The sequence below is a fragment of the Sphingomonas sp. Leaf343 genome (assembly GCF_001423765.1).
Taxonomy (GTDB): Bacteria; Pseudomonadota; Alphaproteobacteria; order Sphingomonadales; family Sphingomonadaceae; genus Sphingomonas.
On the sequence record NZ_LMPG01000001.1, the window covers coordinates 334,776 to 357,223 of the forward strand.

At 67.7% G+C, this 22,448-nt stretch carries 22 protein-coding genes; 9 read left to right on the plus strand and 13 right to left on the minus strand.

Annotated elements, in window-relative coordinates:
• The first annotated feature begins 11 nt into the window (after nucleotides 1-11).
• Together ASG07_RS01380 and ASG07_RS01385 are read left to right on the plus strand one after the other, a co-directional pair.
• Complete coding sequence (locus tag ASG07_RS01380) at nucleotides 12-2,180, plus strand: primosomal protein N' (RefSeq protein WP_055841153.1); 2,169 nt, start codon at nucleotides 12-14, stop codon at nucleotides 2,178-2,180.
• Nucleotides 2,181-2,273: 93 nt separating this feature from the next.
• On the plus strand, nucleotides 2,274-3,794 hold the full coding sequence (locus ASG07_RS01385) for a glycosyltransferase family 39 protein (protein ID WP_055841155.1): 1,521 nt from the start codon (nucleotides 2,274-2,276) through the stop codon (nucleotides 3,792-3,794).
• Here the strand turns inward: ASG07_RS01385 and hemW are convergent.
• Complete coding sequence (gene hemW / locus ASG07_RS01390) at nucleotides 3,791-4,942, minus strand: radical SAM family heme chaperone HemW (RefSeq protein ID WP_055841157.1); 1,152 nt, start codon at nucleotides 4,940-4,942, stop codon at nucleotides 3,791-3,793. The genes ASG07_RS01385 and hemW overlap by 4 nt on opposite strands.
• 26 nt (nucleotides 4,943-4,968) lie before the next feature.
• Between hemW and ASG07_RS01395 the strand changes: the two genes are divergently transcribed.
• A complete protein-coding gene (locus tag ASG07_RS01395; protein WP_156361689.1) occupies nucleotides 4,969-5,520 on the plus strand; it encodes a CAP domain-containing protein in 552 nt (183 codons plus the stop codon).
• Nucleotides 5,521-5,593: 73 nt separating this feature from the next.
• Nucleotides 5,594-7,438 (plus strand): hypothetical protein, encoded by a 1,845-nt coding sequence (locus ASG07_RS01400; protein ID WP_055841160.1) that lies wholly within the window; start codon nucleotides 5,594-5,596, stop codon nucleotides 7,436-7,438.
• 20 nt (nucleotides 7,439-7,458) lie between these two features.
• Here ASG07_RS01400 and ASG07_RS01405 read toward each other — a convergent pair whose 3' ends face one another.
• Nucleotides 7,459-8,046, minus strand: coding sequence for an arylesterase (locus tag ASG07_RS01405; protein ID WP_236694477.1), 588 nt, complete (start codon nucleotides 8,044-8,046; stop codon nucleotides 7,459-7,461).
• Nucleotides 8,047-8,112: 66 nt separating this feature from the next.
• Between ASG07_RS01405 and ASG07_RS01410 the strand changes: the two genes are divergently transcribed.
• Nucleotides 8,113-9,195 carry an SPL family radical SAM protein gene (locus ASG07_RS01410; protein ID WP_055841166.1) on the plus strand — a complete coding sequence of 361 codons (1,083 nt, stop codon included), beginning with the start codon at nucleotides 8,113-8,115 and terminating at the stop codon, nucleotides 9,193-9,195.
• 89 nt (nucleotides 9,196-9,284) lie between these two features.
• The gene (locus ASG07_RS01415) at nucleotides 9,285-9,677 is read left to right on the plus strand and encodes a metallophosphoesterase (RefSeq protein ID WP_236694544.1); all 393 of its coding nucleotides are present in this window, start codon (nucleotides 9,285-9,287) and stop codon (nucleotides 9,675-9,677) included.
• Nucleotides 9,678-9,865: 188 nt separating this feature from the next.
• On the opposite strand, the gene ASG07_RS01420 is transcribed toward ASG07_RS01415, so the two are convergent.
• The 7 genes from ASG07_RS01420 to ASG07_RS01450 all read right to left on the minus strand — a co-directional run bounded on the left by ASG07_RS01420 (nucleotide 9,866) and on the right by ASG07_RS01450 (nucleotide 13,608).
• The gene (locus ASG07_RS01420; protein WP_055841169.1) at nucleotides 9,866-10,057 is read right to left on the minus strand and encodes a hypothetical protein; all 192 of its coding nucleotides are present in this window, start codon (nucleotides 10,055-10,057) and stop codon (nucleotides 9,866-9,868) included.
• Between the two features lie 195 nt (nucleotides 10,058-10,252).
• Nucleotides 10,253-10,822 carry an aminoacyl-tRNA hydrolase gene (gene pth, locus ASG07_RS01425; RefSeq protein WP_055841172.1) on the minus strand — a complete coding sequence of 190 codons (570 nt, stop codon included), beginning with the start codon at nucleotides 10,820-10,822 and terminating at the stop codon, nucleotides 10,253-10,255.
• A gap of 190 nt (nucleotides 10,823-11,012) precedes the next feature.
• Complete coding sequence (locus ASG07_RS01430; RefSeq protein ID WP_055841175.1) at nucleotides 11,013-11,690, minus strand: 50S ribosomal protein L25/general stress protein Ctc; 678 nt, start codon at nucleotides 11,688-11,690, stop codon at nucleotides 11,013-11,015.
• 142 nt (nucleotides 11,691-11,832) lie between these two features.
• Nucleotides 11,833-12,741, minus strand: a complete 909-nt coding sequence (locus ASG07_RS01435; protein ID WP_055841178.1) for a TraB/GumN family protein — start codon at nucleotides 12,739-12,741, stop codon at nucleotides 11,833-11,835.
• 30 nt (nucleotides 12,742-12,771) lie between these two features.
• On the minus strand, nucleotides 12,772-13,203 hold the full coding sequence (locus ASG07_RS01440) for a hypothetical protein (RefSeq protein ID WP_055841183.1): 432 nt from the start codon (nucleotides 13,201-13,203) through the stop codon (nucleotides 12,772-12,774).
• Nucleotides 13,200-13,427 carry a hypothetical protein gene (locus ASG07_RS01445; RefSeq protein ID WP_156361690.1) on the minus strand — a complete coding sequence of 76 codons (228 nt, stop codon included), beginning with the start codon at nucleotides 13,425-13,427 and terminating at the stop codon, nucleotides 13,200-13,202. Before ASG07_RS01445 ends, ASG07_RS01440 begins: the two co-directional genes overlap by 4 nt.
• Nucleotides 13,405-13,608 (minus strand): helix-turn-helix transcriptional regulator, encoded by a 204-nt coding sequence (locus tag ASG07_RS01450; protein WP_055842787.1) that lies wholly within the window; start codon nucleotides 13,606-13,608, stop codon nucleotides 13,405-13,407. The genes ASG07_RS01445 and ASG07_RS01450 overlap by 23 nt, the downstream gene beginning before the upstream one ends.
• A 251-nt stretch (nucleotides 13,609-13,859) precedes the next feature.
• Here ASG07_RS01450 and ASG07_RS01455 point away from each other — a divergent pair, with 251 nt between their 5' ends.
• The 3 genes from ASG07_RS01455 (at nucleotide 13,860) to ppdK (ending at nucleotide 19,658) form a co-directional block, all read left to right on the plus strand.
• Nucleotides 13,860-14,699 carry a glycine--tRNA ligase subunit alpha gene (locus tag ASG07_RS01455; RefSeq protein WP_055841189.1) on the plus strand — a complete coding sequence of 280 codons (840 nt, stop codon included), beginning with the start codon at nucleotides 13,860-13,862 and terminating at the stop codon, nucleotides 14,697-14,699.
• The gene (gene glyS, locus ASG07_RS01460) at nucleotides 14,696-16,864 is read left to right on the plus strand and encodes a glycine--tRNA ligase subunit beta (protein WP_055842790.1); all 2,169 of its coding nucleotides are present in this window, start codon (nucleotides 14,696-14,698) and stop codon (nucleotides 16,862-16,864) included. The genes ASG07_RS01455 and glyS overlap by 4 nt, the downstream gene beginning before the upstream one ends.
• Before the next feature lie 88 nt (nucleotides 16,865-16,952).
• Nucleotides 16,953-19,658, plus strand: coding sequence for a pyruvate, phosphate dikinase (ppdK, locus tag ASG07_RS01465; RefSeq protein ID WP_055841192.1), 2,706 nt, complete (start codon nucleotides 16,953-16,955; stop codon nucleotides 19,656-19,658).
• A gap of 44 nt (nucleotides 19,659-19,702) precedes the next feature.
• Here ppdK and ASG07_RS01470 read toward each other — a convergent pair whose 3' ends face one another.
• From ASG07_RS01470 to ASG07_RS01485, 4 genes are all read right to left on the minus strand, one after another.
• Nucleotides 19,703-19,975, minus strand: a complete 273-nt coding sequence (locus ASG07_RS01470; RefSeq protein ID WP_156361691.1) for a hypothetical protein — start codon at nucleotides 19,973-19,975, stop codon at nucleotides 19,703-19,705.
• Between the two features lie 64 nt (nucleotides 19,976-20,039).
• Nucleotides 20,040-20,381, minus strand: a complete 342-nt coding sequence (locus ASG07_RS01475) for a hypothetical protein (RefSeq protein WP_055841196.1) — start codon at nucleotides 20,379-20,381, stop codon at nucleotides 20,040-20,042.
• 86 nt (nucleotides 20,382-20,467) lie between these two features.
• The gene (locus tag ASG07_RS01480) at nucleotides 20,468-21,460 is read right to left on the minus strand and encodes a type II secretion system F family protein (RefSeq protein ID WP_055841198.1); all 993 of its coding nucleotides are present in this window, start codon (nucleotides 21,458-21,460) and stop codon (nucleotides 20,468-20,470) included.
• A 10-nt stretch (nucleotides 21,461-21,470) separates the two neighbouring features.
• Complete coding sequence (locus ASG07_RS01485) at nucleotides 21,471-22,442, minus strand: type II secretion system F family protein (protein WP_055841201.1); 972 nt, start codon at nucleotides 22,440-22,442, stop codon at nucleotides 21,471-21,473.
• Between the last annotated feature and the right edge of the window lie 6 nt (nucleotides 22,443-22,448).

Here is a 22,448-nt window from a genome sequence, read left to right on the forward strand (position 1 = left end):
ATGACTGGTGCATGACCCGCGCCCGCGTCCTCCTGCTCAATGCCGCTCTGGGCCCGCTCGACTACCGCGTGCCGCATGGTACCGAGGTCGAGCCCGGATCGATCGTGGTCGCGCCGCTAGGGCCGCGCCAGTTGCTGGGCGTGGCGTGGGAGCCGGAGCGGATGCCGTCCGACGCGGAGGTCGGCGACAATCGCCTCCGCAACCTGCTCGCCGTCGCCGACGTGCCGCCGCTGCGCGCGCCGCTCCGCCGGCTCGTGGAGTGGACGGCGGATTACTACCTCGCCAGCCCCGCGTCGGTGCTGCGCATGTGTCTCGCCTCCACCTCGGCGCTGGAAGGAGCGCGGACCGTCACCGAATATCGCGCGACCGGCGAGGTGCCCCCACGCCTGACGCCGCAGCGCCAGCAGGCCTTAGAGCGGATCGCCGACCGACAGGGTCTGATCCGCGAACTGGCGACGATCGCCGACGTGTCCGACGCCGTCATCCGCGGCCTCGTCAAGGCGGGCGCGATCGAGGCGGTCGAGGTCGATATCGACAGCCCCTTCGTCCCGCCCGATCCAGATCATGCCGTCCCCACGCTCAACTCCGGCCAGTCCAAAGCAGCCGCGGCGCTCGTCGCCGCGGTCGCGGACCACAGGTTCGAGCCGACGCTGCTCGACGGCGTCACCGGTTCGGGGAAAACGGAGGTGTATTTCGAGGCGGTGGCGGAGGCGATCCGTCAGGGTCGCCAGACTTTGGTCCTGCTGCCCGAGATCGCGCTGACCGAGCCGTTCCTGAAGCGATTTCACGACCGGTTCGGCGTCGAACCTGTCGCGTGGCATTCCGGCCTGCGTTCGACCCAGCGCCGCCGCGCGTGGCGAGCGATCGCGGAGGGCCGCGCGCTGGTGACGGTCGGGGCGCGCTCGGCGCTGTTCCTGCCCTACGCCAATCTCGGCCTGATAGTCGTCGACGAGGCGCATGAGACCAGCTTCAAGCAGGAGGAGGGCGTCCATTATCACGCGCGCGACGTGGCGGTGATGCGCGGCAAGTTCGAACAATGCCCGGTGATCCTCGCCTCGGCGACGCCCGCGATCGAGACGCGGCAACAGGTCGCACTTGGCCGATACGCCGAACTGAAGCTGCCCGACCGCTACGGCCCGGCGGAGATGCCGCACATCGCCGCGATCGACCTGATCGCGGAGCCGCCGGAGCGGGGACGCTGGCTCGCACCCCGCCTCGTCACCGCGCTGACCGAGACGCTGGAGAGGAGCGAGCAATCGCTGCTGTTCCTCAACCGCCGCGGTTATGCGCCGCTGACCCTTTGCCGAACGTGCGGCCATCGCTTCCAATGCCCGAACTGCACCGCGTGGATGGTGGAACATCGGCTGACGCGGCGGCTGGCGTGCCATCACTGCGGCCATGTCGAACCCGTCCCGCGCGCCTGCCCGGAGTGCAAGGGCGAGGATACGCTGGTCGCCTGCGGCCCCGGCGTCGAACGCATCGCCGACGAGGTGGCGCTGCTATTCCCGGACGCGAAGACCGCAGTCGTGACGAGCGACACGATCTGGTCGCCCGCCAAGGCGGCGGAGTTCGTCGGCCGGATGGAGGCGGGCGACATCGACATCGTCGTCGGCACGCAACTCGTCACCAAGGGATATCACTTTCCCAATTTGACGCTCGTGGGCGTAGTCGATGCCGATCTCGGACTGGAGGGCGGCGATCTGCGCGCCGCCGAGCGTACCTTCCAGCAGATCCGGCAGGTGTCGGGACGTGCGGGCCGGGGGGAGAAGCCCGGCCGCGTACTGATCCAGACGCACAGCCCACAGGCGCAGGTGATGCAGGCGCTGATTACCGGCGACGCCGAAACCTTCTACGCCGCGGAGACGGAAGCCCGGCGGGAGGCGGGCGCGCCGCCGTTTGGCCGTTATGCCGCGATCGTGGTGTCGTCGGAGGATCAGCCCTGCGCGCTGGAGATCGCCCGCCTCGTCGGCCGGACCGCGCCGAAGGTAGACGGCATGCACGTCTACGGCCCTGCGCCCGCGCCGCTGGCGATGCTGCGCGGGCGGCACCGATATCGCTTGCTCGTCCATGCCCGCCGGGCGCTCGATGTGCAGGATGTGATCCGCGGATGGCTGGGCGGACTGGAATGGCCCGCGAAGGCGCGCGTGACGGTGGATGTTGACCCGTACAACTTCTTGTAGGATTGCAGCGCTCGCAATGACGGAGGGATTGGCGACCCTCACCATTCGCATTGCATTAACCATTCGCACACCGCTCGCCCGTAAGCGGGTATCATGGCGACCAGCATCTCTGCCGTCCGCACGCCGCGGTTCGTCCTCGTCGCCGAGCAGGCGGCGGCGCGGCACTGGCGGCCGGCGCTGCTCGCGACGGCGCTGGTGCTCGGTGTTGCGACGCGATTGTTGTTCAACCGGCAGGCGCCGCTCTGGTTCGACGAGACCTTCACCGGCGTGATCGCCAGCCAACGCGATCTGGCGGGGTTATGGGTCTGGTTGCGCGGTGAACTGACCGGGCCGTTGTTCTACGCGCCGCTGTGGCTGTGGGCGCGCGTCGCGGGGACCAGCGACGTGGCGTTGCGCCTGCCCAGCCTGATCCTGTCATTGGCGGTGCCGGCGATGATCCTGTGGCGCGGCCATCCGGATCGCGACATCCGCCTGCTCTGGGCCTGTACGTCGTTATTGTGGTTGCCGGCCCCGATCCTGTCGAGCGATGCGCGGCCGTATTCCTTGCTGGCGTTCCAGGCGACGGCGCAGGGCATCGCCTTCGTGGCGGCGATGCGCCGCACGACCACGTCGCGGATGCTGATCTGGACGGCGATCACGACGGCGATGGGACTGACGCACTACTGGGCGTTGCTGATCGGGCTGGTGCAGGGATTGATCGTCGTCGGCACGCGGCCGCGGCGCGCGCTGGCGACCTGGCCCGCGTTGGCACCATTCGCCGTCCTGCTCGCATGGATGGCGGTGCATCTGCCGTTCGTGCTGCGGTTCACGGGCGGCTATGTCGGCAGCAGCTATACGATCCCGTGGTCCAGCATCGTCAGCCTGCCCGGCGTGCTTGCGGGAACGCCACTGTTCGCCGGGATCGGCGTCGCGGCGATGCTGTGGACGCTGGTCGAGCGATTGAGGAGAGGCCGGTCGGGGTTCGGCGGGTCGTTGAGCCTCAACCCGTCACCGGAGGCGTGGCTGGGTATCAGTGGCGTCGTCGCGGTGCTGCTGTTCTTCGTGATCGGCGTCTATCGTCCCGGTTTCGCGCCTCGTTATCTGCTGCCGTCCTGTCCGGCCCTGCTGTTCGGCGTCGCGGTCTGGGCGCGGTGGGCGCTTCGCTTCAACGCACCGGCCGTCGCGGCGGCGTTCCTCGCGATGATCGTCGGCGCGGTGGGGCTGGTCGGCTCGTCCCTCGGCGCGCAGGAGGCGGATCAGCGCCATTCGTTCAATCTGGAACGCCCCAGCGAATGGCTGATGCAGCAGCCCGTTCGCGAACTGGTGTTCGTGTGGAGCGACCCCGACGCCGAACGGTCCGACACCGGCCGGATGGCGCAGGTCGCGCGCTTCTTCTTCGATCGCGCGGGGCGGCGCGTCGCCGTGCGCCAGATCATCGTGCCCGCCCATGTCAATGCCAGCGGCCATGTCCTTGCGCGGGCGGGCCATGCAGCGGGGACGGTGATCCTGTGGGTCGCGAACACGCCGCATCTGGGCGATGCTCCCCGCAATCCGGATTTTGCCCGCGACCCGCGCTGGGATTGCCGCGATTTTGGCAACGGACTGGCGGTGTCGACGGCATGCCGTCTGCGCTAGGCGACGACGCGCGTTTCCACGACCTCGGTCAGGATCGCGTCGAGTAGCAGCGCTCCCGCTCCGGTCACGCGCAGCCGATCCGGTGTCGCGACGATCAGCCCCAGCGCCGACAGCCGCTCAATCGCGCGCCAGTCCAGTGGAGCGAAGCCGCCCGCCAGCGCCGCGATCCGTGACAGGTCCACGCCCTCCGCCAGTCTCAGGCCCATCAGCAGCGCCTCGACCGCGCGGGTATGGGGGGTGAGCGGGTCCTCGACCTGCGCGCCGTGGCCGTTGCGCGCGACCGCGCCCAGCCAGTTTTCCGGCTTCTTGTGGCGCACCGTCGCCAGCGTGCCGCGCCGTCCGTGCGCGCCCGGCCCGATGCCGGCATAATCGCCATAGCGCCAGTATGTCAGATTATGGCGGCTCTCCGCGCCCGGACGGGCATGGTTCGACGTTTCATAGGCCGGCAGCCCCGCCGTCGCCGTCATCGCCCGTGTTGCCTCGTACAGGTCGGCCGCCGAGTCGCCATCGGGGATCGTCAGCCGCCCCGCCGCCGCGTCGGTGGCGAAGCGCGTGCCCGGTTCGATCGTCAATTGATACAGCGACAGGTGCTCGGTCCCCAGCGCCAGCGCCCGGGTCAGGTCCGCCTGCCATTCGCCCATCGTCTGTCCGGGCAGCGCGTAGATCAGGTCGAAACTGACGCGTGCGAAGGCAGCTTGCGCGGTCGCGAGCGCCGCCAGCCCCTCGTCCACGTCGTGCGCACGGCCCAGAAAGTGCAGCGCCTCGTTCCGCAGCGATTGCAGGCCCAGCGACACGCGATTGACCCCGACGCTCGCCAGATCGGCGAAACGCGCCGCCTCGACGGATGACGGGTTCGCCTCCAGCGTGATCTCTACGTCGTCCGCGAAGCCCCACGCCCGCTCCGCCGCCGCCAGCACCGCTGCGATGGTGGCGGGGGGCATCAGCGACGGGGTGCCGCCGCCGAAGAAGATCGATCCCAGCCGCCGGCCCGGCGTCAGCGCCGCCTCATACGCCAGATCCGCCAGCATCGCGTCGCGCCATGCCGCCTGATCGACGGAATCGCGGACGTGGCTGTTGAAATCACAATAGGGGCATTTCGATATGCAGAACGGCCAATGGACGTAGAGGGCCAGATCGGGTGCGGTCATCGGATGGGTCTATGGAGATGCGAGGGATGCGTGGAAAGCTCTGGATTGCGGCGCTGCTGATGCTCGCATCCTGCGCGGACGGTCCGCCGCGCGTGGTGGAACGGCGGATCGACAGCGCACCGGCCCCGCGCGGCGCGGCGCTGTTGCGGACGACGATGCTGGACGGCCAGAATGCCGAGCGCGCCACGCTGGGCCTGCCCCTGCTGACGTGGGACGAGAATCTCGCGACCAGCGCCCGCGCCTATGCGCGGCAGATGACGTACACCGGCCGGTTCCAGCATGCCGAACAGCCGAGGGGGCCGACGCGGGAGGGGGAGAATTTGTGGACCGGCACGACCCGCGCCTACACCTATGCCGAGATGCTGGGCCACTGGCTCGACGAGCGGCAGGCGTTCGTCAACGGCGTCACGCCCGCCTATAGTCGTACCGGCCGGTATCAGGACGCCAGCCATTATGCCCAGATCGTCTGGCGCAATTCGCAGCGCATGGGCTGCGCGATGGCCGGCGATGATCGCGACGAATATCTGGTGTGCCGGTACAGCCCGACCGGCAACGTGGTGGGTGAGAGGGTGTATTGATCCACGCGATTTGGCGACACGCCTGCGTCAAGCTACAGCAGCACCCGTGTCAGTACCCGCTTCCGCCAAGGCCATGATCCGGCATCTGTTTACCGTCATCGCGGTGCTGGCCGCCCTCGTCACTGCGGCCGGGCCCGCCGCCGCGCAGACCGGGCAGTTCGATCTCGTCGGCCCCACTCTCCGGGTCTCGGTCAGGCACGGGAGCGTCACGCTGCCGCTGTCGCAGGTGCCTAACCTGACCGCAGGCGACCGTATCCGCGTGGCGGTCGATCTGCCGCCGGAACAGGGCGCACACTATCTGATGGTGCTCGCCTTCCTGCGTGGTGCGACCAACCCGCCGCCCAAGGACTGGCTGACGCAGGCGGAGACGTGGCAGCCGAAAAAGGCCATCATCGACACCGTCGTGCCGAAGGGCGCGGAGCAGGCATTGGTCTTTCTGGTTCCCGACATCGGCGGTGCGATCGGCGCGGTGACGGCGGCGGTCCGCGACCGGCCCGGCGCGTTCGTGCGCGCGTCGCAGGAACTCAATCAGGCGATGCTCGATCGTGCGCGGCTGGCGGCGTTCCTCGACGGCATCCACCGCTACGACGCGACCCGGATCGCGGAGGTTTCGCCGCAACTCGCGCAAAGCCTCGCGGTGAAGCTCGATACCAATTGCCTGCTGCGTCAGGCGGATACGCAGGCAGCCTGCCTGACGCAGAGCAGCAACGCCGTCGTCCTCGCCGACAGCCAGACGAGTTCGATCGCGGAGACGCTGGCGGGTGCGCCGGTCGACCTCGCCCTGCAACTCAGCGCTACGCCGCAAGGCGGATACGGCTATTACAGCCCCTATATCGGCGTCGTCCGCGACCTCGCGCGCATCTTCGGCGCGTTCCAGTCGGCGCAGTTGCAGTTCATTCCCGCACTCAGCGAGCAGCGCAGCGGCGCGACCGACCTGCTGCTTAATGCCGTGCCGTCCTTCCGCCGGCCGCAATCGGTACTGGTCGTCGCACTGCCGCCGGTGTCCGCGCCGAAACTGCCGCCGCTCCAGCCCGCGACCAACGCGGCGCTATGCCTCTACCGGCCCGGAGTGGTGCTGCCGGTCAGCGGTGCGCCTTTGGTGTTCGCGACCGACTATCCACGAGGGATGGCGCTGCGCGTGCGCAAGGCGGGCGGGGCGAGCATCGACCTGCCGGTCGCGGTCGATGCCGCAAAGGGTGGCTACGTCCTCGCCGGCAGCGCGCCGCCCGACGTGGACACCGCCGCGCCCGGCGTGCTGCACGGCATCTGGGGCTTCACGCCGTTCGATGGCCCGGCCTTCGCGCTCGGCGACAAGGCCGCATGTACGGAAAAGGTCGCGCCGCCGCGACCGCAGGCGTCGCTCGTCGCCAAATCCGTGGAGCGCGCCGCATCTCCCGGTCCGATGCCGCTGCGACTGGAGGGCGCCGACCTGATCGCGCAGGACGCGCGCCTGACCTTCTCGCTCCGCACCGCCGGCCGCTTCTCGCCCGGTGATACGGTGGAGATCGCCGCCGCGGACGATCGCCTGACGACGACCGTACCGCTCCGCCTGCAGGACGCGCAGGTCGCGGTCGCCACCGTCTCGCCCGGCACGGCGCTCGGCCCCTCCGCCTATGGCCCGCTACGCTTCCGCCTGAAGCGCGGCGACGCCACCGGCGAGTGGCAGAAGCTGGCGACGCTCGTCCGGCTGCCGACGCTCGGCGGCTTCGCGTGCGATCCGGTGCGCTGCACGGTCAGCGGCAGCAACCTGTTCCTGATCCGCGACGTCGGCACCGGCGGTCCGGAGCGGACGGCGGTGCCGGACGGTTTCACCGGCACGACGATCGACCTGCCGCCCGCCGCCACGCCGCCGACCAGCCTGTCGCTGGCATTGCGCGACGATCCCGACGCGAGGGCGGTCGCCACCCTGTCCCCCTGACGGAGACAGAGGGGAAGGTGCTACCTCGCCGTCGAGGCCGGCAGGATCAACGCCCGCTCGATCGCCGGCGCAAGCTGCTCCGCCACCAGCGCGATCGCGCGCGCATTGGGGTGCACCCGGTCCCACAGCACCATGTCGGGATGACCCAGCACACCCGGCGGAAAGAACGGGCAGGTCGTCGCGCCGTGCCGTGCCGCCACGGCTTCGTGGATGCCGGCATAAGTCTTCGTCCGCTGCATCAGGAACGGCGGCGCGGCGACCGTCGCCAGCAGCACCGGGATGGCACAGCGTTCGAATTCCGCCAGGATCGCCTCCAGATTCGCCCGCATCCGCTCTGGCGGCACCGCGCGCAGCACGTCGTTCGGCCCGATCTGCACCAGCGCCAGATCGGGCCGCGCCGGCAAACCGCTCAACACGCGGGGCAGCCGCCGCAATGCCCCCTCGGTCGTATCACCGGACACGCCCCCATTCACGACCTCCATTCCCGGATGATCCGCGCACAGACGCCGTTGAAGCCGAGCGGGCAGACCCTCGTCGGGCTTCAGGCCGTAACCGGCGATCAGACTGTCGCCGAATGCAAGGATGAGCGGTGTGGAGGCCATCGTCATCAACCACATAGGAAGCCGATCGCCGACATCCATGCTTCCGACCGCGTGCTCGTGCGTTTCCGGCATATGGCGACCGTCCTTGCCCGCTCCGAACCTTCCGCCCGCCTCTGGCGTCCCAGACGGGTCGTGGCGACGCGATCCGCGCTGGAATGGGATCATGGCCGCGCGATCGTCGCGCGGGTCGAGGCGCTGGGTATCGCGGTCGAACGTCTCGCAACCGATCGCCTGAGCCTGACCCAGCCCGACGACCCGCGCGCCGCCTATGCGCTCGCCAAGCAGACGCTGGCGATCGTCGTCGCGCCGCCGTCGAAGCGCCGCCCGCAGCCCATCGCGCCGTCCGCCGACTGGCGCATCGATCTGGCGGAGGGATGCCCGGCGCATTGCAGCTATTGCTATCTGGCGGGATCGTTGAAGGGGCCGCCGATCACCCGCGTCTATGCCAACCTGCCGGAGATATGGGCGGAACTGCCGCCGCGGCTGGGACAGGGGGCGGTCACCTCACGCTCCGCCGCCCGAGCGCATGAAGGCACCACGTTCGAGGCGAGTTGCTACACCGATCCGCTCGCGCTGGAGCATCTGACCGGGTCGCTGTCGGCGACGATCACGTGGTTTGGGGCGTGGGATGCCGATGTGCAGCTTCGCTTCACCAGCAAGTTCGCCGCGGTCGATCCGCTTCTTACGCTGGATCATCGTGGCCGCACCCGGACGCGCGCTTCGATCAACCCCGCCTGGTTCGCGCGGTTCGAGGGCGGCACCAGTCCGGTCGCGGAACGGCTCGCCGCGCTCGCCGGCATGGGGCGCGCCGGCTATCCGCTCGGCCTGACGATCGCGCCGATCATCGCGGCCGAGGGGTGGGAGCAGGCATATGGCGAACTGATCGCGCAAGCCGCCGCCTTGCTCGGGAATGCGCCGGACCTGACGATCGAACTCATCACCCACCGCTATACGCCGGGATCGAAGGCGGTGCTCGACAGCTGGTATCCCGGTTCGTCGCTCGACATGAGCGGCGCGCAACGGTCCGAGAAGCGAACCAAGTTCGGGTCGATCAAGCACGTCTACGACGCTGCGACGATGCGAGAACTGCGCGCGTTCTTCGAAGCGCGGATCGCCCGCGACCTGCCGAACGCACGCATCCTCTACTGGACCTGATCCTGGCGGTCCTCTTCACGGCCGACACACATTTCGGCGACCACCGCACGATCAACATCCAGCGTCGCCCGTTCGCAAGCGTGGCGGAGATGGACGCGGTGCTGGTCGCGAACTGGAACGCCGCGGTGGGGCCGACCGACACGATCTGGCATCTGGGCGATGTCTGTCGCCGGCTGGCGGACCTGCCCGCGTTGCTGGCGGCATTGCACGGCACGAAGCACCTGCTCCGCGGCAATAACGATCCGGCGGAGATCGGCGACGTTCCCGGCTGGGCCAGCGTGCGCGATTATGCCGAGATCGAGGGGGAGGGGAGGCGGCTGGTGCTGTGCCACTATCCGTTCCGCAGCTGGAATGGCCAGCATCGCGGTGCGATCAACCTGCACGGACATAGTCACGGGCGACTGAAGCCCATGCCCCGACAATATGATGTCGGCGTGGATGCGCAGGGGTTTCTGCCGGTGAGGTTGGCCAAGTTGCTATAGGGATAGTTTCCGTCATGCCGGGCTTGTCCCGGCATCCACCGTTTCCCGACGTAAAGCCTGCTGCGCCTCCGGCACCGTGGATGCAGGGACGAACCTGGCATGACGAAGAATAACGCAAAACGCCGGCCGCTTTCGCGACCGGCGTTTTCGGTAATCGACCGGCGAGCGGATCGCCCACCGAGGGTCGATCAGGCGGCGACCGCTTCGAAGTGACCGCACCAGTCACTGGCCTCAACCTTCGGCCAGACGCCGGCGGTGTCGCCGCTCGGCTGGCTGATCGGTGGGTTGTAGCGGCACAGGCCGAGCTGCTCGCCCGAAGCCTCGGTGTCGAAGAACTTGCACTTGGCACAGGCGGCAACGCCAGCGGTGGTGAGGGCCATGAGAACTGCTCCTGTAGTCGTAATCTTGATGACAGAACGGCAAGTACGTCCGCAAAGTTCCCAAGACAACAACAAATCACCGTTGCGAGTTATTCTCATGCAAGATGATAGCTGGTATCAATAACAGTATAGTTGTTTGCGACAGACTATCAAAAGCAACCGATGGCGCAATTGCGACCGACTATCATTTACAGGTTACGGCGTCATCCGCAGCGCGACATCGTTGACGAAGCGCACGTCCTCGCCGGCGGCGAGCAGCGATGCCTCCGCCGCCACCGCGCCCAGCATGTCGGACAGCGTATCCAGCTCCGCCTTCGCAAAATTGCCGAGGACGTAGCCGGTGACGCGATCCTTGTGCCCCGGATGGCCGATGCCCAGCCGGACGCGGCGATAGTCCGGCCCCAGATGCTGGTCGGTGGAGCGCAGGCCGTTATGCCCGGCCGCACCGCCGCCGGTCTTCACCTTGACGCGGAACGGCGCGAGATCGAGCTCGTCGTGGAACACCGTCAGCGCCTCCACGCCGAGCTTGTAGAAGCGCAGCGCCTCGCCGATCGACCGGCCGCTGTCGTTCATGAAGGTCGCGGGTTTCAGCAGCAGAACCTTCTGCAACCCGACCCGGCCTTCCAGCGTCCAGCCCTGGAACTGCTTCCTGACCGGACCGAAGTCGTGGACCGCGGCGATCGCGTCTGCCGCCATGAAGCCGATATTGTGCCGGTGCATCGCATATTGCGGCCCCGGATTGCCCAACCCGACCCAGACCTGCATTCGTCATACCTTCTATTCTCCCCTCCCCTTCAGGGGAGGGGCTGGGGGTGGGGCGGTGCCGCGGGCGACCCGCCCCGGGGGAGAGGCATCCCAAGCCTACCCCTGAGGGGAGGAGCTCAGTCCCGATAAACGACGAAGGGGCAGGGGGCGTTGCCGCCACCTGCCCCCGAACGTCGGTACGGGAAGGGGATCAGCCCTCCGCCGTATCCTCGTCGCCAGCCTCTTCGGCCGCTTCGGCAGCAGCCTCGGCTGCGGCCTCTTCCGACTGCGCCTCGGCGACTTCGGCGTCGAGCGCCTCGTCGGCGGCGGTCGGGACGGTCGGCGGCACGATCGTGGCGATCGCGAAGTCGCGGTCCTCGATCGCCGGCGTCGCGCCGTTCGGCAGCGTGATGTCGCTGATGTGGATCGCGTCGCCGATCTCACGCCCCTTGAGCGAGATGGTCAGTTCCGCCGGGATGTCCGCGGCGTCGACGACCAGCTCGATCTCGTGGCGGGTGATGTTGAGCACGCCGCCCTGCTTCAGGCCGCGGCACTCGTCCTCGTCCGTGAACACGACCGGCACCGCGACGGTGACCGTCGAATGCTCGGAAATGCGCAGGAAGTCGACGTGCGTCGGTCGGTCGCTGACCGGGTGGAAGGCGACGTCCTTGGGCAGCGTGCGCTGCCCGGCGACCATCACGACCGTGTTCATGAAGTGACCCGTCGACAGCGCCTTGTTCAGCGCCTTCTCTTCCAGGTGGATCGCGGTCGGCTCCTTGCCGAGGCCGTAGATGACGGCGGGCACGCGGCCGTCGCGACGCAGTGCCCGGGAGGCTCCCTTGCCAACCCGGTCACGCGTCTCGGCCGCGAGCGTGATGGTCTCGCTCATGTAACGTCTCCGAAAACAGTGTGTCTCTCCGCGCCACGCCTCCAGGGATGGTGATGGCCGGAAGCGGGCGCGCCTAGCGGAAATGCGGATTAAAGGCAATCGGACTCTGAAATCCTCCCCGATACGGAGAGGATTTCAGAGCTCAGTAGGGCACGCGTTCGGCCTTCACGCCCAGCCGCTGCAACTGCGCCTGTACGCTCTCCGGCCCGGCCAGATGCCCCGCGCCGACCGCAACGAACACCGTTCCAGGCTTCTCCATCCGCGCCTTCACCCACTCCGCCCAGCGCGTGTTGCGATCGGTAAGCAGGACCTTCGCCACCTCCGGTGAATCCTTCAGGCTGTCGTTCATCTCGTTCGCCAGATCGTCGGGCCGCCCCCTGGCCCAGTCGTCGACCATCCGCGCCATCTGCTTCTCGACGGTCGGCAGTTCGTCGACAGTGCTTTCGAGGAACTTGAGCTGCGCCTTGTCCGACAGGCCGGCGAAATAGCCGAGCTGCTGCTCCGCCGTTTCCAGCCCGGTCACCGGCTTGCCCGCGGTCCTGGCGGCGGCGGTGATGACCTCTTCGGGGCCGTTCGCCGAGTCGTATCCCAGCTTCGACAGCGGCGCGACCGACAGCTGCGTCGCGGCCAGCCATGGCCGATACCGGTCCAGTGCGTTGGCGGGCAGGCCCAGATCGACCACCGCCTTCCCGAACGCCTTGCGCTTGTCGGCGGGCAGTCGCTCGGTCAGCGGCGGCGTCCCCTCGGGGGCGAGGCCGGTCGACGCGACCAGCCCCTGCATCTTCGCCGGATCGGGCATCACCAGTTCCAGCACGACCTCCCCCGATCGGTCGAACGCGGTCTTCACCGCCTCGTCGAACCAGCTCATGCCGGGTTTCAGCACGTGGATCGTGCCGAACAGGTAGATCGTCGTGTCGGCGTCCTTCACCACCCACAATGCGGGATCGGCATCCGCCTTCGCGGCGGGCGGGGTGGGAGCCTGTTGCGCGCAGGCCGGAAGGGCCAGCGCCAGAGCCAGCGATGTCAGGGTCGTCTTCATGAGAGTCTTCATGGGGATCGCCCTTAGCCGTGGGAAGATGAATCAGGCATGCTTGCGCCACAGCCAGACCAGACCGGTCACCGTCATCGTGGCCCCGTAGAGCCAGACGGCGTCGACGGCCGGGGCCATGCCGCCCCGCCACAGGAACCACCAGACCGGAGCGCCGAGGCCCATGACATAGAAGCCCGCAACCGCCCCGTCGCGATAGGCGCGCCGCTCATGCTCGTCGACCACGCGTTCCCAGCGCCAACTGACGATCGGCATCCCGATCCCCCAGATCAGCGCGACCAGAACGGCGAACCAGCGCGGCAGCGGCATCGTCAACAGCGCGCCCGGATCGTCGTTCGGCACGCCGTTACGTAGCAGGATCAGCGCCATCGCCAGCCCGATCACGCCGCCGATCGCGCCGGACAGCACGAGCAGGCGGTGGTTGGCCCGGACGCTGGGTGATATGAGATAGGATTTGCCTGTCATCGTCCCACCTGCATCCGGATGCTGACGATCGGAACGGCCTGCCGCGTCCACGATGCCGTGACCGCGCAGGATCCCTCGCAACCCAGCGTCAGCCGGCCGAAGTCGATCCGGTCGGGTGCGTAGAGCGACAGAGCCAGCGCCACGCCAAATATTATGCCCATGATCGCCCGCACGATCACGCCGCCCCGTCGGCAGGCTGGCTCAGGCGTCCTGATGTTCGTCATCGAAAATCTCCTCCACCCGCATCTGGAACAGGCGTCCGATGCGAAAAGCGAGCGGGAGCGAGGGATCGTATTTCCCCGTCTCGATCGCATTGACCGCCTGACGCGACACGTCGAGCCGCCCGGCAAGCTCCGCCTGGCTCCAGTCGCGTTCGGCCCTGAGCACCTTGAGACGATTTTTCATGTCGTCCTTCCCTGCCATGCAACCTCTCGTTGTCAGCATCGCCTGACCGGATGTCAGGTGACCATGACTCTATGCCGGTGAGGTGCGTGGATGTCAACAAAACCTGACACGAAGTCATGCAAGGTTGTCACCGAAGGCTGCTGCCCTTGCGGTGGCGGCGGGGTTTCGCCAAAGCGCGGGGCATGTCCGCCGCCCCATCCGCCGCCCCGCCTGCTCCCCCACCTGCTCAGCGCCCGCTGTCCTTCCAGCGCATGATCCTCGCGCTGCACGATTACTGGAGCGAGCGCGGCTGCGTAATCCTGCAGCCCTATGACATGGAGATGGGGGCGGGCACGTTTCACCCCGCGACCACGCTGCGCGCGCTGGGGCCGGACAGCTGGAACGCCGCTTTCGTGCAGCCATGCCGCCGCCCGACCGACGGCCGCTACGGGGAGAACCCCAACCGCCTCCAGCATTACTATCAATACCAGGTGATCCTTAAGCCCAGCCCGCCCGATCTTCAGGACCTGTACCTCGGCTCGCTGGCGGCGATCGGGGTGGATACCGCCCTTCACGACATCCGCTTCGTCGAGGACGACTGGGAGTCGCCGACGCTCGGCGCATGGGGGCTGGGCTGGGAAGTCTGGTGCGACGGGATGGAGGTGACCCAGTTCACCTATTTCCAGCAGATGGGCGGTTACGACATGAAGCCGGTCGCGGGCGAGCTGACCTACGGGTTAGAGCGCCTCGCCATGTATATCCAGAACGTCGACAACGTGTACGACCTGGCGTTCAACGACAGCGGCGTCAGTTACGGCGATGTCTTCCTCGAAAACGAGCGCCAGATGTCGACCTGGAACTTCGAGGTCGCAGACACCGACAGGCTGTTCGACCTTTTCCGCAAGGCCGCGGCGGAGTGCGAGAACTGTCTGGAGCGCGGCCTGCCGATCCCCGCCTACGAACAGGCGATCAAGGCATCGCACACCTTCAACCTGTTGCAGGCGCGCGGCGTGATCTCCGTTGCCGAGCGGCAGGCGTATATGGGCCGCGTCCGCGATCTGGCGAAGGGCGCGTGCGGCGCTTGGATGGACAAGAACGGATGGGCCGCGTGACCGACTTCCTCCTCGAACTCCGCTCCGAAGAAATCCCGGCGCGCATGCAGGACAAGGCGCGCGAAGACTTCGCCCGCCTGTTCGCCGCCGAACTCGCCAGGGCGGGCATCTCGGCCGGCGCGATCGCGACCTATGCGACGCCGCGCCGACTTGCGCTGATCGCGCGCGATCTGCCGCTGGAAACCGCCGCGGTCACCGAGGAGGTGAAGGGCCCCAAGACCGCCGCGCCGCCGCAGGCGCTGGAGGGGTTCCTGCGCAAGACCGGCCTGACGCGCGAGCAACTGACCGAGCGTGACGGCGTGTTCTTCGCGATCACCGAAAAGCCCGGCCGCGCCACCGCCGACGTGCTGGCGGAGGCGATCCCGGCGATCGTCCGCGCCTTTCCGTGGCCGAAATCGATGCGCTGGGGCGCGGCGTCCGCGTCCACCGAGTCGCTGCGCTGGGTCCGCCCGCTGCACGGCATCGTCGCGCTGCTCGGCGAGGCGCTGGTGCCGGTGTCGATCGCCGGCATCGAGAGCGGCTACGCGACGCTCGGCCACCGTTTCCACCACCCCGGCCAGATCACGATCGGCTCCGCCGACGATTACGTCGCCAAGCTGAACGCAGCGCACGTCATCGTCGATCAGGACGCCCGCCGCACGATCATCCGCGACCGCGCGTCCGCGCTGGCGGCGGAGGCCGGGCTGACGCTGGTCGAGGACGAGGGGCTGGTGGGCGAGAATGCCGGCCTGACGGAATGGCCGGTGCCGCTGCTCGGCCGGTTCGACGCGGAGTTCCTGAGCGTGCCGCCCGAGGTCATCCAGCTGACCGCGCGTGTGAACCAGAAGTATTTCGTGTGCCGCGACGCGGATGGCGCGCTGGCCAACGCTTTCGTCTGTACGGCGAATATCGAGGCGTCGGACGGCGGCGCGACGATCGTCGAGGGCAACCGCAAGGTCCTCGCCGCGCGGCTGTCGGATGCGCGCTTCTTCTACGACACCGATCTGAAGGTGCCGCTGGAAGAACAGGCGGCGAAGCTGTCGAAGATCGTCTTCCACGAGAAGCTGGGCACGGTGGCCGATAAGGTCGACCGCGTCGCCAAGCTGGCGCGGTGGCTGGTGGAAGAGGGGATAATCCTCCCCGGCACGGGGAGGGGGGCCAGCGAAGCTGGTGGAGGGGGCGTGCCTCATGGTGCGTCGCTCGCGGACGCCCCCCCCCACCATCCTGCGGATGGTCCCCCTCCCCGTTCCGGGGAGGAACTGGCCGACCTCGCCGAACGCGCCGCGCGGCTGGCGAAGGCGGACCTCGTCACCGGCATGGTCGGCGAGTTCCCGGAATTGCAGGGCCTGATGGGCGGCTATTACGCCGCCGCGCAAGGCGAAGACCCCCGCGTCGCGGCGGCGGTGCGCGATCACTACAAGCCGGTCGGGCAGGGCGACGAGGTGCCGACCGATCCCGTGACGGTGGCGGTATCGCTGGCGGATAAGCTGGATACGATCGGCTCGTTTTTTTCCGTCGAGCTGTATCCGACGGGGTCAAAGGACCCATTCGCCCTGCGCCGTGCGATGCTTGGCGCGATCCGCCTGATACTGGCGTCGGAGTTGCGTCTCGACTTCATCGGACTGTCCGACGTTCTGAAACTCGACACCGGTCAGAGCGCCTGGCTGTTCGAGTTCCTGGACGATCGCTTGAAAGTTCAGCAACGCGAAGCCGGCGTACGGCACGACCTGATCGACGCCGTATTCGAGAATAGCGGCGATGGCGATATCATCCGCCTGCTCGCCCGCGTCCGCGCGTTGCAGGCGTTCGTCGGGACGGAGGACGGGGCCAATTTGCTCGCCGGCTACAAGCGGGCGGCCAATATCCTGAAGAAGGAGGGGTATTCCTCCACTCCTCTTCCGCAGGGAGACGGAAAGAAGCTGTCCTACACGGCCGAAATAGCGGAAGCGGACCTGATCACCGCGCTCGACGCCGCCGAACCCGCTGCCGCCCGCGCGGTGGAGGCGGAGGATTTCGAGGCGGCGATGGGGGCGCTCGCCACGCTTCGTGGGCCGATCGACGCGTTCTTTGACAGCGTGACCGTCAACGATCCGGATGCGGACAAGCGCGCCGCGCGGCTGGCGCTGCTCGCACGCGTGCGCGATGCGGTGCACGGCGTTGCCGACTTCTCACGGATCGAAGGCTAACTTTACGCAACGCGGCGTGAAAATAGCTTGCAAGAATGCTGCGGCGCACAACATACGAATGCATCGATCATAAGATGGGGATGAGGACATGGCAACGGCACCCGGAACGAGCACCGACCTGAACGGGGCCGACGACCGCTATGTCTACCGCTTCGGCGGCGGCGTCTCCGACGGGGGCAAGGGTGACAGGAACCTGCTTGGCGGCAAGGGCGCGAATTTGGCGGAAATGGCGTCGATCGGCCTGCCGGTGCCGCCGGGCTTCACCATCTCCACCGCGATGTGCGCGCGCTATTACGAGGAAGGGGAGGTCTTCCCGAAATCGCTGCGCGACGAGGTGGCGCAGGGGCTGGCCCATATCGAACAGGTAACGGGCAAGGCGTTCGGCAATTCCGCCAATCCGCTGCTGGTGTCGGTCCGATCCGGCGCGCGCGTGTCGATGCCGGGGATGATGGATACCGTGTTGAACCTCGGGCTGAACGATGAGACGGTCGAGGGGCTGGCGAAGGGGGCTGACGACGAGCGGTTCGCGTGGGACAGCTACCGCCGCTTCATCCAGATGTACGCCGACGTGGTGCTGGAATTGGATCACGGCGCGTTCGAGGAAGCGCTGGAGATCGCGAAGGAAGACAACGGCTTCACGCTCGACACCGAACTCTCCGCCGCGCATCTGAAAGCGCTGGTCGCCGAGTATAAGGCGCTGGTCGAGGCGGAATGGGGCAAGCCGTTTCCGCAGGACGTGCACGACCAGCTCTGGGGTGCGGCCGGCGCGGTGTTCGGATCGTGGCAGTCGGAGCGGGCGAAGGTCTATCGCCGCCTGAACGACATTCCCGCCGGATGGGGCACCGCCGTCAACATCCAGGCGATGGTGTTCGGCAATATGGGCGAAACGTCGGCGACGGGCGTGGCCTTCACCCGCGACCCGTCGAAGGGCGACCGCGCCTATTATGGCGAATTCCTCATCAACGCGCAGGGCGAGGACGTCGTCGCCGGAATCCGCACCCCGCAATATCTGACGAAGACCGCGCGCGAGGAGGCGGGTGCGAAGGCGGCTTCGATGGAGGAGGCGATGCCGGAAGTTTATGGGGAACTTGCCGCCGTGTTCGACCGGCTCGAAACCCATTACCGCGACATGCAGGACATCGAGTTCACGGTCGAACGGGCCAAGCTCTGGATGCTCCAGACCCGGTCGGGCAAGCGGACCGCCAAGGCGGCGCTGAAGATCGCGGTCGACATGGCGAACGAGGGGCTGATTACCCACCGCGAGGCGATCGCCCGCGTCGATCCCGCCGCGCTCGACCAGTTGCTGCACCCGACGCTCGATCCGTCGGCACCGCGCGACGTGATCGCCAAGGGGCTGCCGGCCTCGCCCGGCGCAGCGTCCGGCGCGACGGTGTTCGACGCCGACACCGCCGAGCGCTGGGCAGCGGACGGCAAGGCGGTGATCCTCGTCCGCACGGAGACAAGCCCGGAAGATATCCACGGCATGCATGCGGCGCGCGGCATCCTGACCGCGCGCGGCGGCATGACCAGCCACGCCGCCGTCGTGGCGCGTGGCATGGGCCGGCCCTGCGTGTCGGGTGCCGGCAGCATCTCCGTCTCGGCCAAGGACAAGATCCTGCGCGTCGGCGGGCGCGAGGTGCGCGAAGGCGATATCCTGACGATCGACGGCGCGACCGGCGAGGTCATGGCCGGCGAGGTCGCGACCGTTCAGCCGGAACTGGCGGGCGATTTCGGCACGCTGATGATGTGGGCCGACGAGGTCCGCCGCCTGAAGGTGCGCGCCAATGCGGAGACGCCGGCCGATTGCCGCACCGCGCGCGAGTTCGGGGCAGAAGGAGTCGGCCTGTGCCGGACCGAGCATATGTTCTTCGATGCGGCGCGCATCACCGCGGTGCGCCAGATGATCCTGGCGTCCGACGAGAAGGGTCGCCGCGCCGCGCTGGACAAGCTGTTGCCCGAACAGCGTAGCGATTTCGCGGAGATCTTCGAGGTGATGGCCGGCCTGCCGGTGACGGTGCGCCTGCTCGATCCGCCGCTGCACGAATTCCTGCCCCACGAGGAAGCCGAGTTCGCCGAGGTCGCGACGGCGGCGGGGATCGACATCGACACGCTGAAGCGGCGTGCGGCCGAGTTGCACGAGTTCAACCCGATGCTCGGCCATCGCGGCTGTCGGCTGGGCGTGACCTATCCCGAAATCTACGAGATGCAGGCACGCGCGATCTTCGAGGCGGCGCTGGATGTCGCCGAGAAATCGGGCGAACCGCCGATCCCGGAAGTGATGATCCCGCTGGTCGGAACCAAGCGCGAACTCGATTTGATGAAGGCGGTCGTCGACAAGGCGGCGGAGGCGGTGTTCGCCGAACGCGGCAAGCGCGTCGAATATCTCGTCGGCACGATGATCGAACTACCCCGCGCCGCGCTGAAGGCGGGCGAAATCGCGGAGACGGGCGAATTCTTCTCGTTCGGGACCAACGACCTGACGCAGACCACGCTCGGCGTCAGTCGCGACGACGCCAGCCGCTTCCTCGGCGCGTATGTGGAGCAGGGCATCTACGCCAAGGACCCGTTCGTCAGCCTCGATGTCGATGGCGTCGGCGAACTGGTCGAGATGGCGGTGGAGCGCGGCCGCGCAACGCGGCCCGACATCAAGCTGGGCATCTGCGGCGAGCATGGCGGCGACCCGGCCTCGATCGCGTTCTGCGAGAAGGTGGGGCTCGATTACGTGTCGGCCTCGCCATATCGCGTGCCGATCGCGCGACTGGCAGCGGCTCAGGCGGCCTTGGCGGCGGAGTAGGGACACGTCATGCCGGGCTGGTCCCGGCATGACCCGGAGGGCCGCTACGCATTCCCCTGGGGATGCCCGAGCGGCGACTTCGCGACCCAGAAGCGGAATCCGTCGACCTCGGCACCCATGCACTCTTCGCCACCGCATCCCGATGCGGCATCGGCGAGTTGCGTCATCATGTCGGCGAGCAGACGGAACTGGAGGGCGGTCATCGTCACCTTGGCGTCGCGGCCATGCCCCTCGACCGCAGCGCGCATCTTGTCCGCTTCGGCGCGTACCTGCCGGGCATGCTCGCCGATTCCGGCCACCGAACACCTCTGGCGCATCGTCCACTCCCGCTTCGTTACGGCGGCGACCCTAAGCGCAACAAGGTTAACGAGGTGTTGAGCATCACACCCGCGGGCGCTGGCCCCAGTCGAACCAGCCGCGACGCTCGCCGGCCGGATAGGCCGGGCGGGCGCGGTTGGCGGCGGCGGTAGCGCGGGGCGCGATCGTTGCGGCGGTAACGGGGGCTGCCCTGGCGAGGCGGGCATGCTCGCGCTCCAGTTCCGTGTTGCGGCGGTCGGCAGCGGCGATGCGCGCCTCGGCTTCCTTGCGGTTGGCCGCATGTGCCTCCCGCTCGGCGGCGTAGCGGGTCTTCCACCTCTTGCCGCCCGGATGGCTCGCCAGCCCGAGCAGCCAGCCGGCGACGAGGACGAGCGCCACGATCAGCCATTGGGTGGTAGTGAACATCGAAATCCCTCCTGTTACGGAGCGACAACGATCATCCTGTCCGCGGGTTGCGCGGGGGGTGGGGAGGGGGGCGGCGACGACCGGCATCAGCCGGTCATCAGCGCGTCCTTGATCGAACAGGCCGCCGGACCCAGGATGACGACGAACAGCACCGGCAGGATGAAGAGGATCAGCGGCACCGTCATGATCGCGGGCAGCCGCGCGGCCTTTTCCTCGGCGCGCATCATGCGCTCGTTCCGGAACTCCGCCGACAGCACGCGCAAGGCGGAGGCGAGGGGGGTACCGTATTTCTCGGTCTGGATCATCGTCGTGGTCACGCCCTTCACCGCGTCCAGATCGACCCGCATGGCGAGATTCTCGAACGCCTGACGTCGATCGGTCAGGAAGCCGAGCTCGATCGCGGTGAGGGTGAATTCCTCGCCCAGTTCGGGATAGGCGCGGCCCAATTCACGCGCCACGCGATGGAACGCTGCGTCGACGGTCAGGCCCGCCTCCGCGCAGATGACCAGCAGGTCGAGCGCATCGGGCAGCCCCTTGCGGATCAGGTCGGTGCGCTTCTTGATCTTGTTGGTCAGGAAGATGTCGGGCGCCTTGTAGGACATGATGAACGTGACCGCGACCAGCCCGTATTTCTTCAGCGGCGACCAGTCCGCGAAACCGTCCGTGCCATAGACCCAGAACACCGCCATGCCGCCGAACACGATCGGCAGGACCATGCGGCCGAAGATCACCGCGACCGCCCATTCCTTGGACCGGATGCCCGCCTGCAGCAGCTTGATCTGCGCGGCCTTGACCTGACTGTCCTGCAACACCTTCATCGACGACAGCATCGTCTTCATGCGATCGGCGGTGTCGTTGCGCTGGACCAGCTTGGCGCGACGCTTGGTCGATGCGGTAATGCCCGCCTTCAACTGTTCGCGACGATCGTTCAGCGCCTTCACGCGCTTCGTCATCGGGTCCTTGACCGTGGTCGCGGCATAGATCGCGATCATCACCGCGAAGGCGGCGACGCCGGACAGCAACGTCGCGACCCAGAGGACGTCGACGCCGAGCAGCGTTGGGCCATGAGCTGGAGTCATCGTCGCTGTCCTAAATCTCGAAGTTTATCATCTTGGCCATGATGAAGGCGCCGATGCTCATCCAGATCATGCCGCCCAATCCCGCGACGATCAGCCGCTGGTCGACGAAGAAGTTCTGCATGTACGTGTCGTTGATCGTCCAGATCAGGCCGAAGACGACGAACGGCAGCGATCCGATGATATAGGCCGATGCCTTGGATTCGGACGACATCGCCCGGATCTTCAGCTTCATCTGGCTGCGCTTGCGCAGCACTTCGGCCAGGTTGGCCAGCGTCTCCGCCAGGTTGCCGCCGGTTTCCCGCTGGATCGCGATCGTGATGACGAAGAACTGGAACTCCGGCGTACCCAGCCGGTCGGCGGTTTCCTGCATCGCGGCATCCATCGTCCGCCCGATCTTCATCTTGTCCGCGATCGCGCGGAATTCCTCGCCGACCGGGCCGTCGACCTCGCTGCCGACGACGCTCATGGTTTCGCTGATCGGCAGACCGGAGCGCAGACCGCGCACCAGCAGGTCGATCGCGTCCGGGAACTTCGCCGTGAATCTGGCGATCCGGCGCTTGATGACCTTGCCGACGACGAAATGCGGGATGCCCGCGCCCATCGCCAGACCGAGCAGCAGCGCCATCAGCAAGGGCGCGCCCTTCAGCATCAGCAGCAGCCCGACGACTGCGGTGATGCCCGCGGTCGCCATGCCGTAATGGCCGACGGTCCATTCCTTGCCCGTCATCGCCAGCCGCTTCGCCAGCGCCGCGCGGTTCGGCAGCAACCGGCCGACCGCCGCATCCATCTTCGTGTCGCGGGACGCGGTGATACGGCGCAGCTTGGCGTCCACCGCTACGCCCGCATCGCCGTGCCGCTCGCGCAGCGCGGCAATCCGCCGCGCCTGGGCGCGCTGCGGGGAAGGGCCGGCGAACGCCAGCGCCGCCATCCCCAGGATCAGGATTCCGCCGAACCCGGCGATCATCAGTGGCAGCATGTCCATGACGTG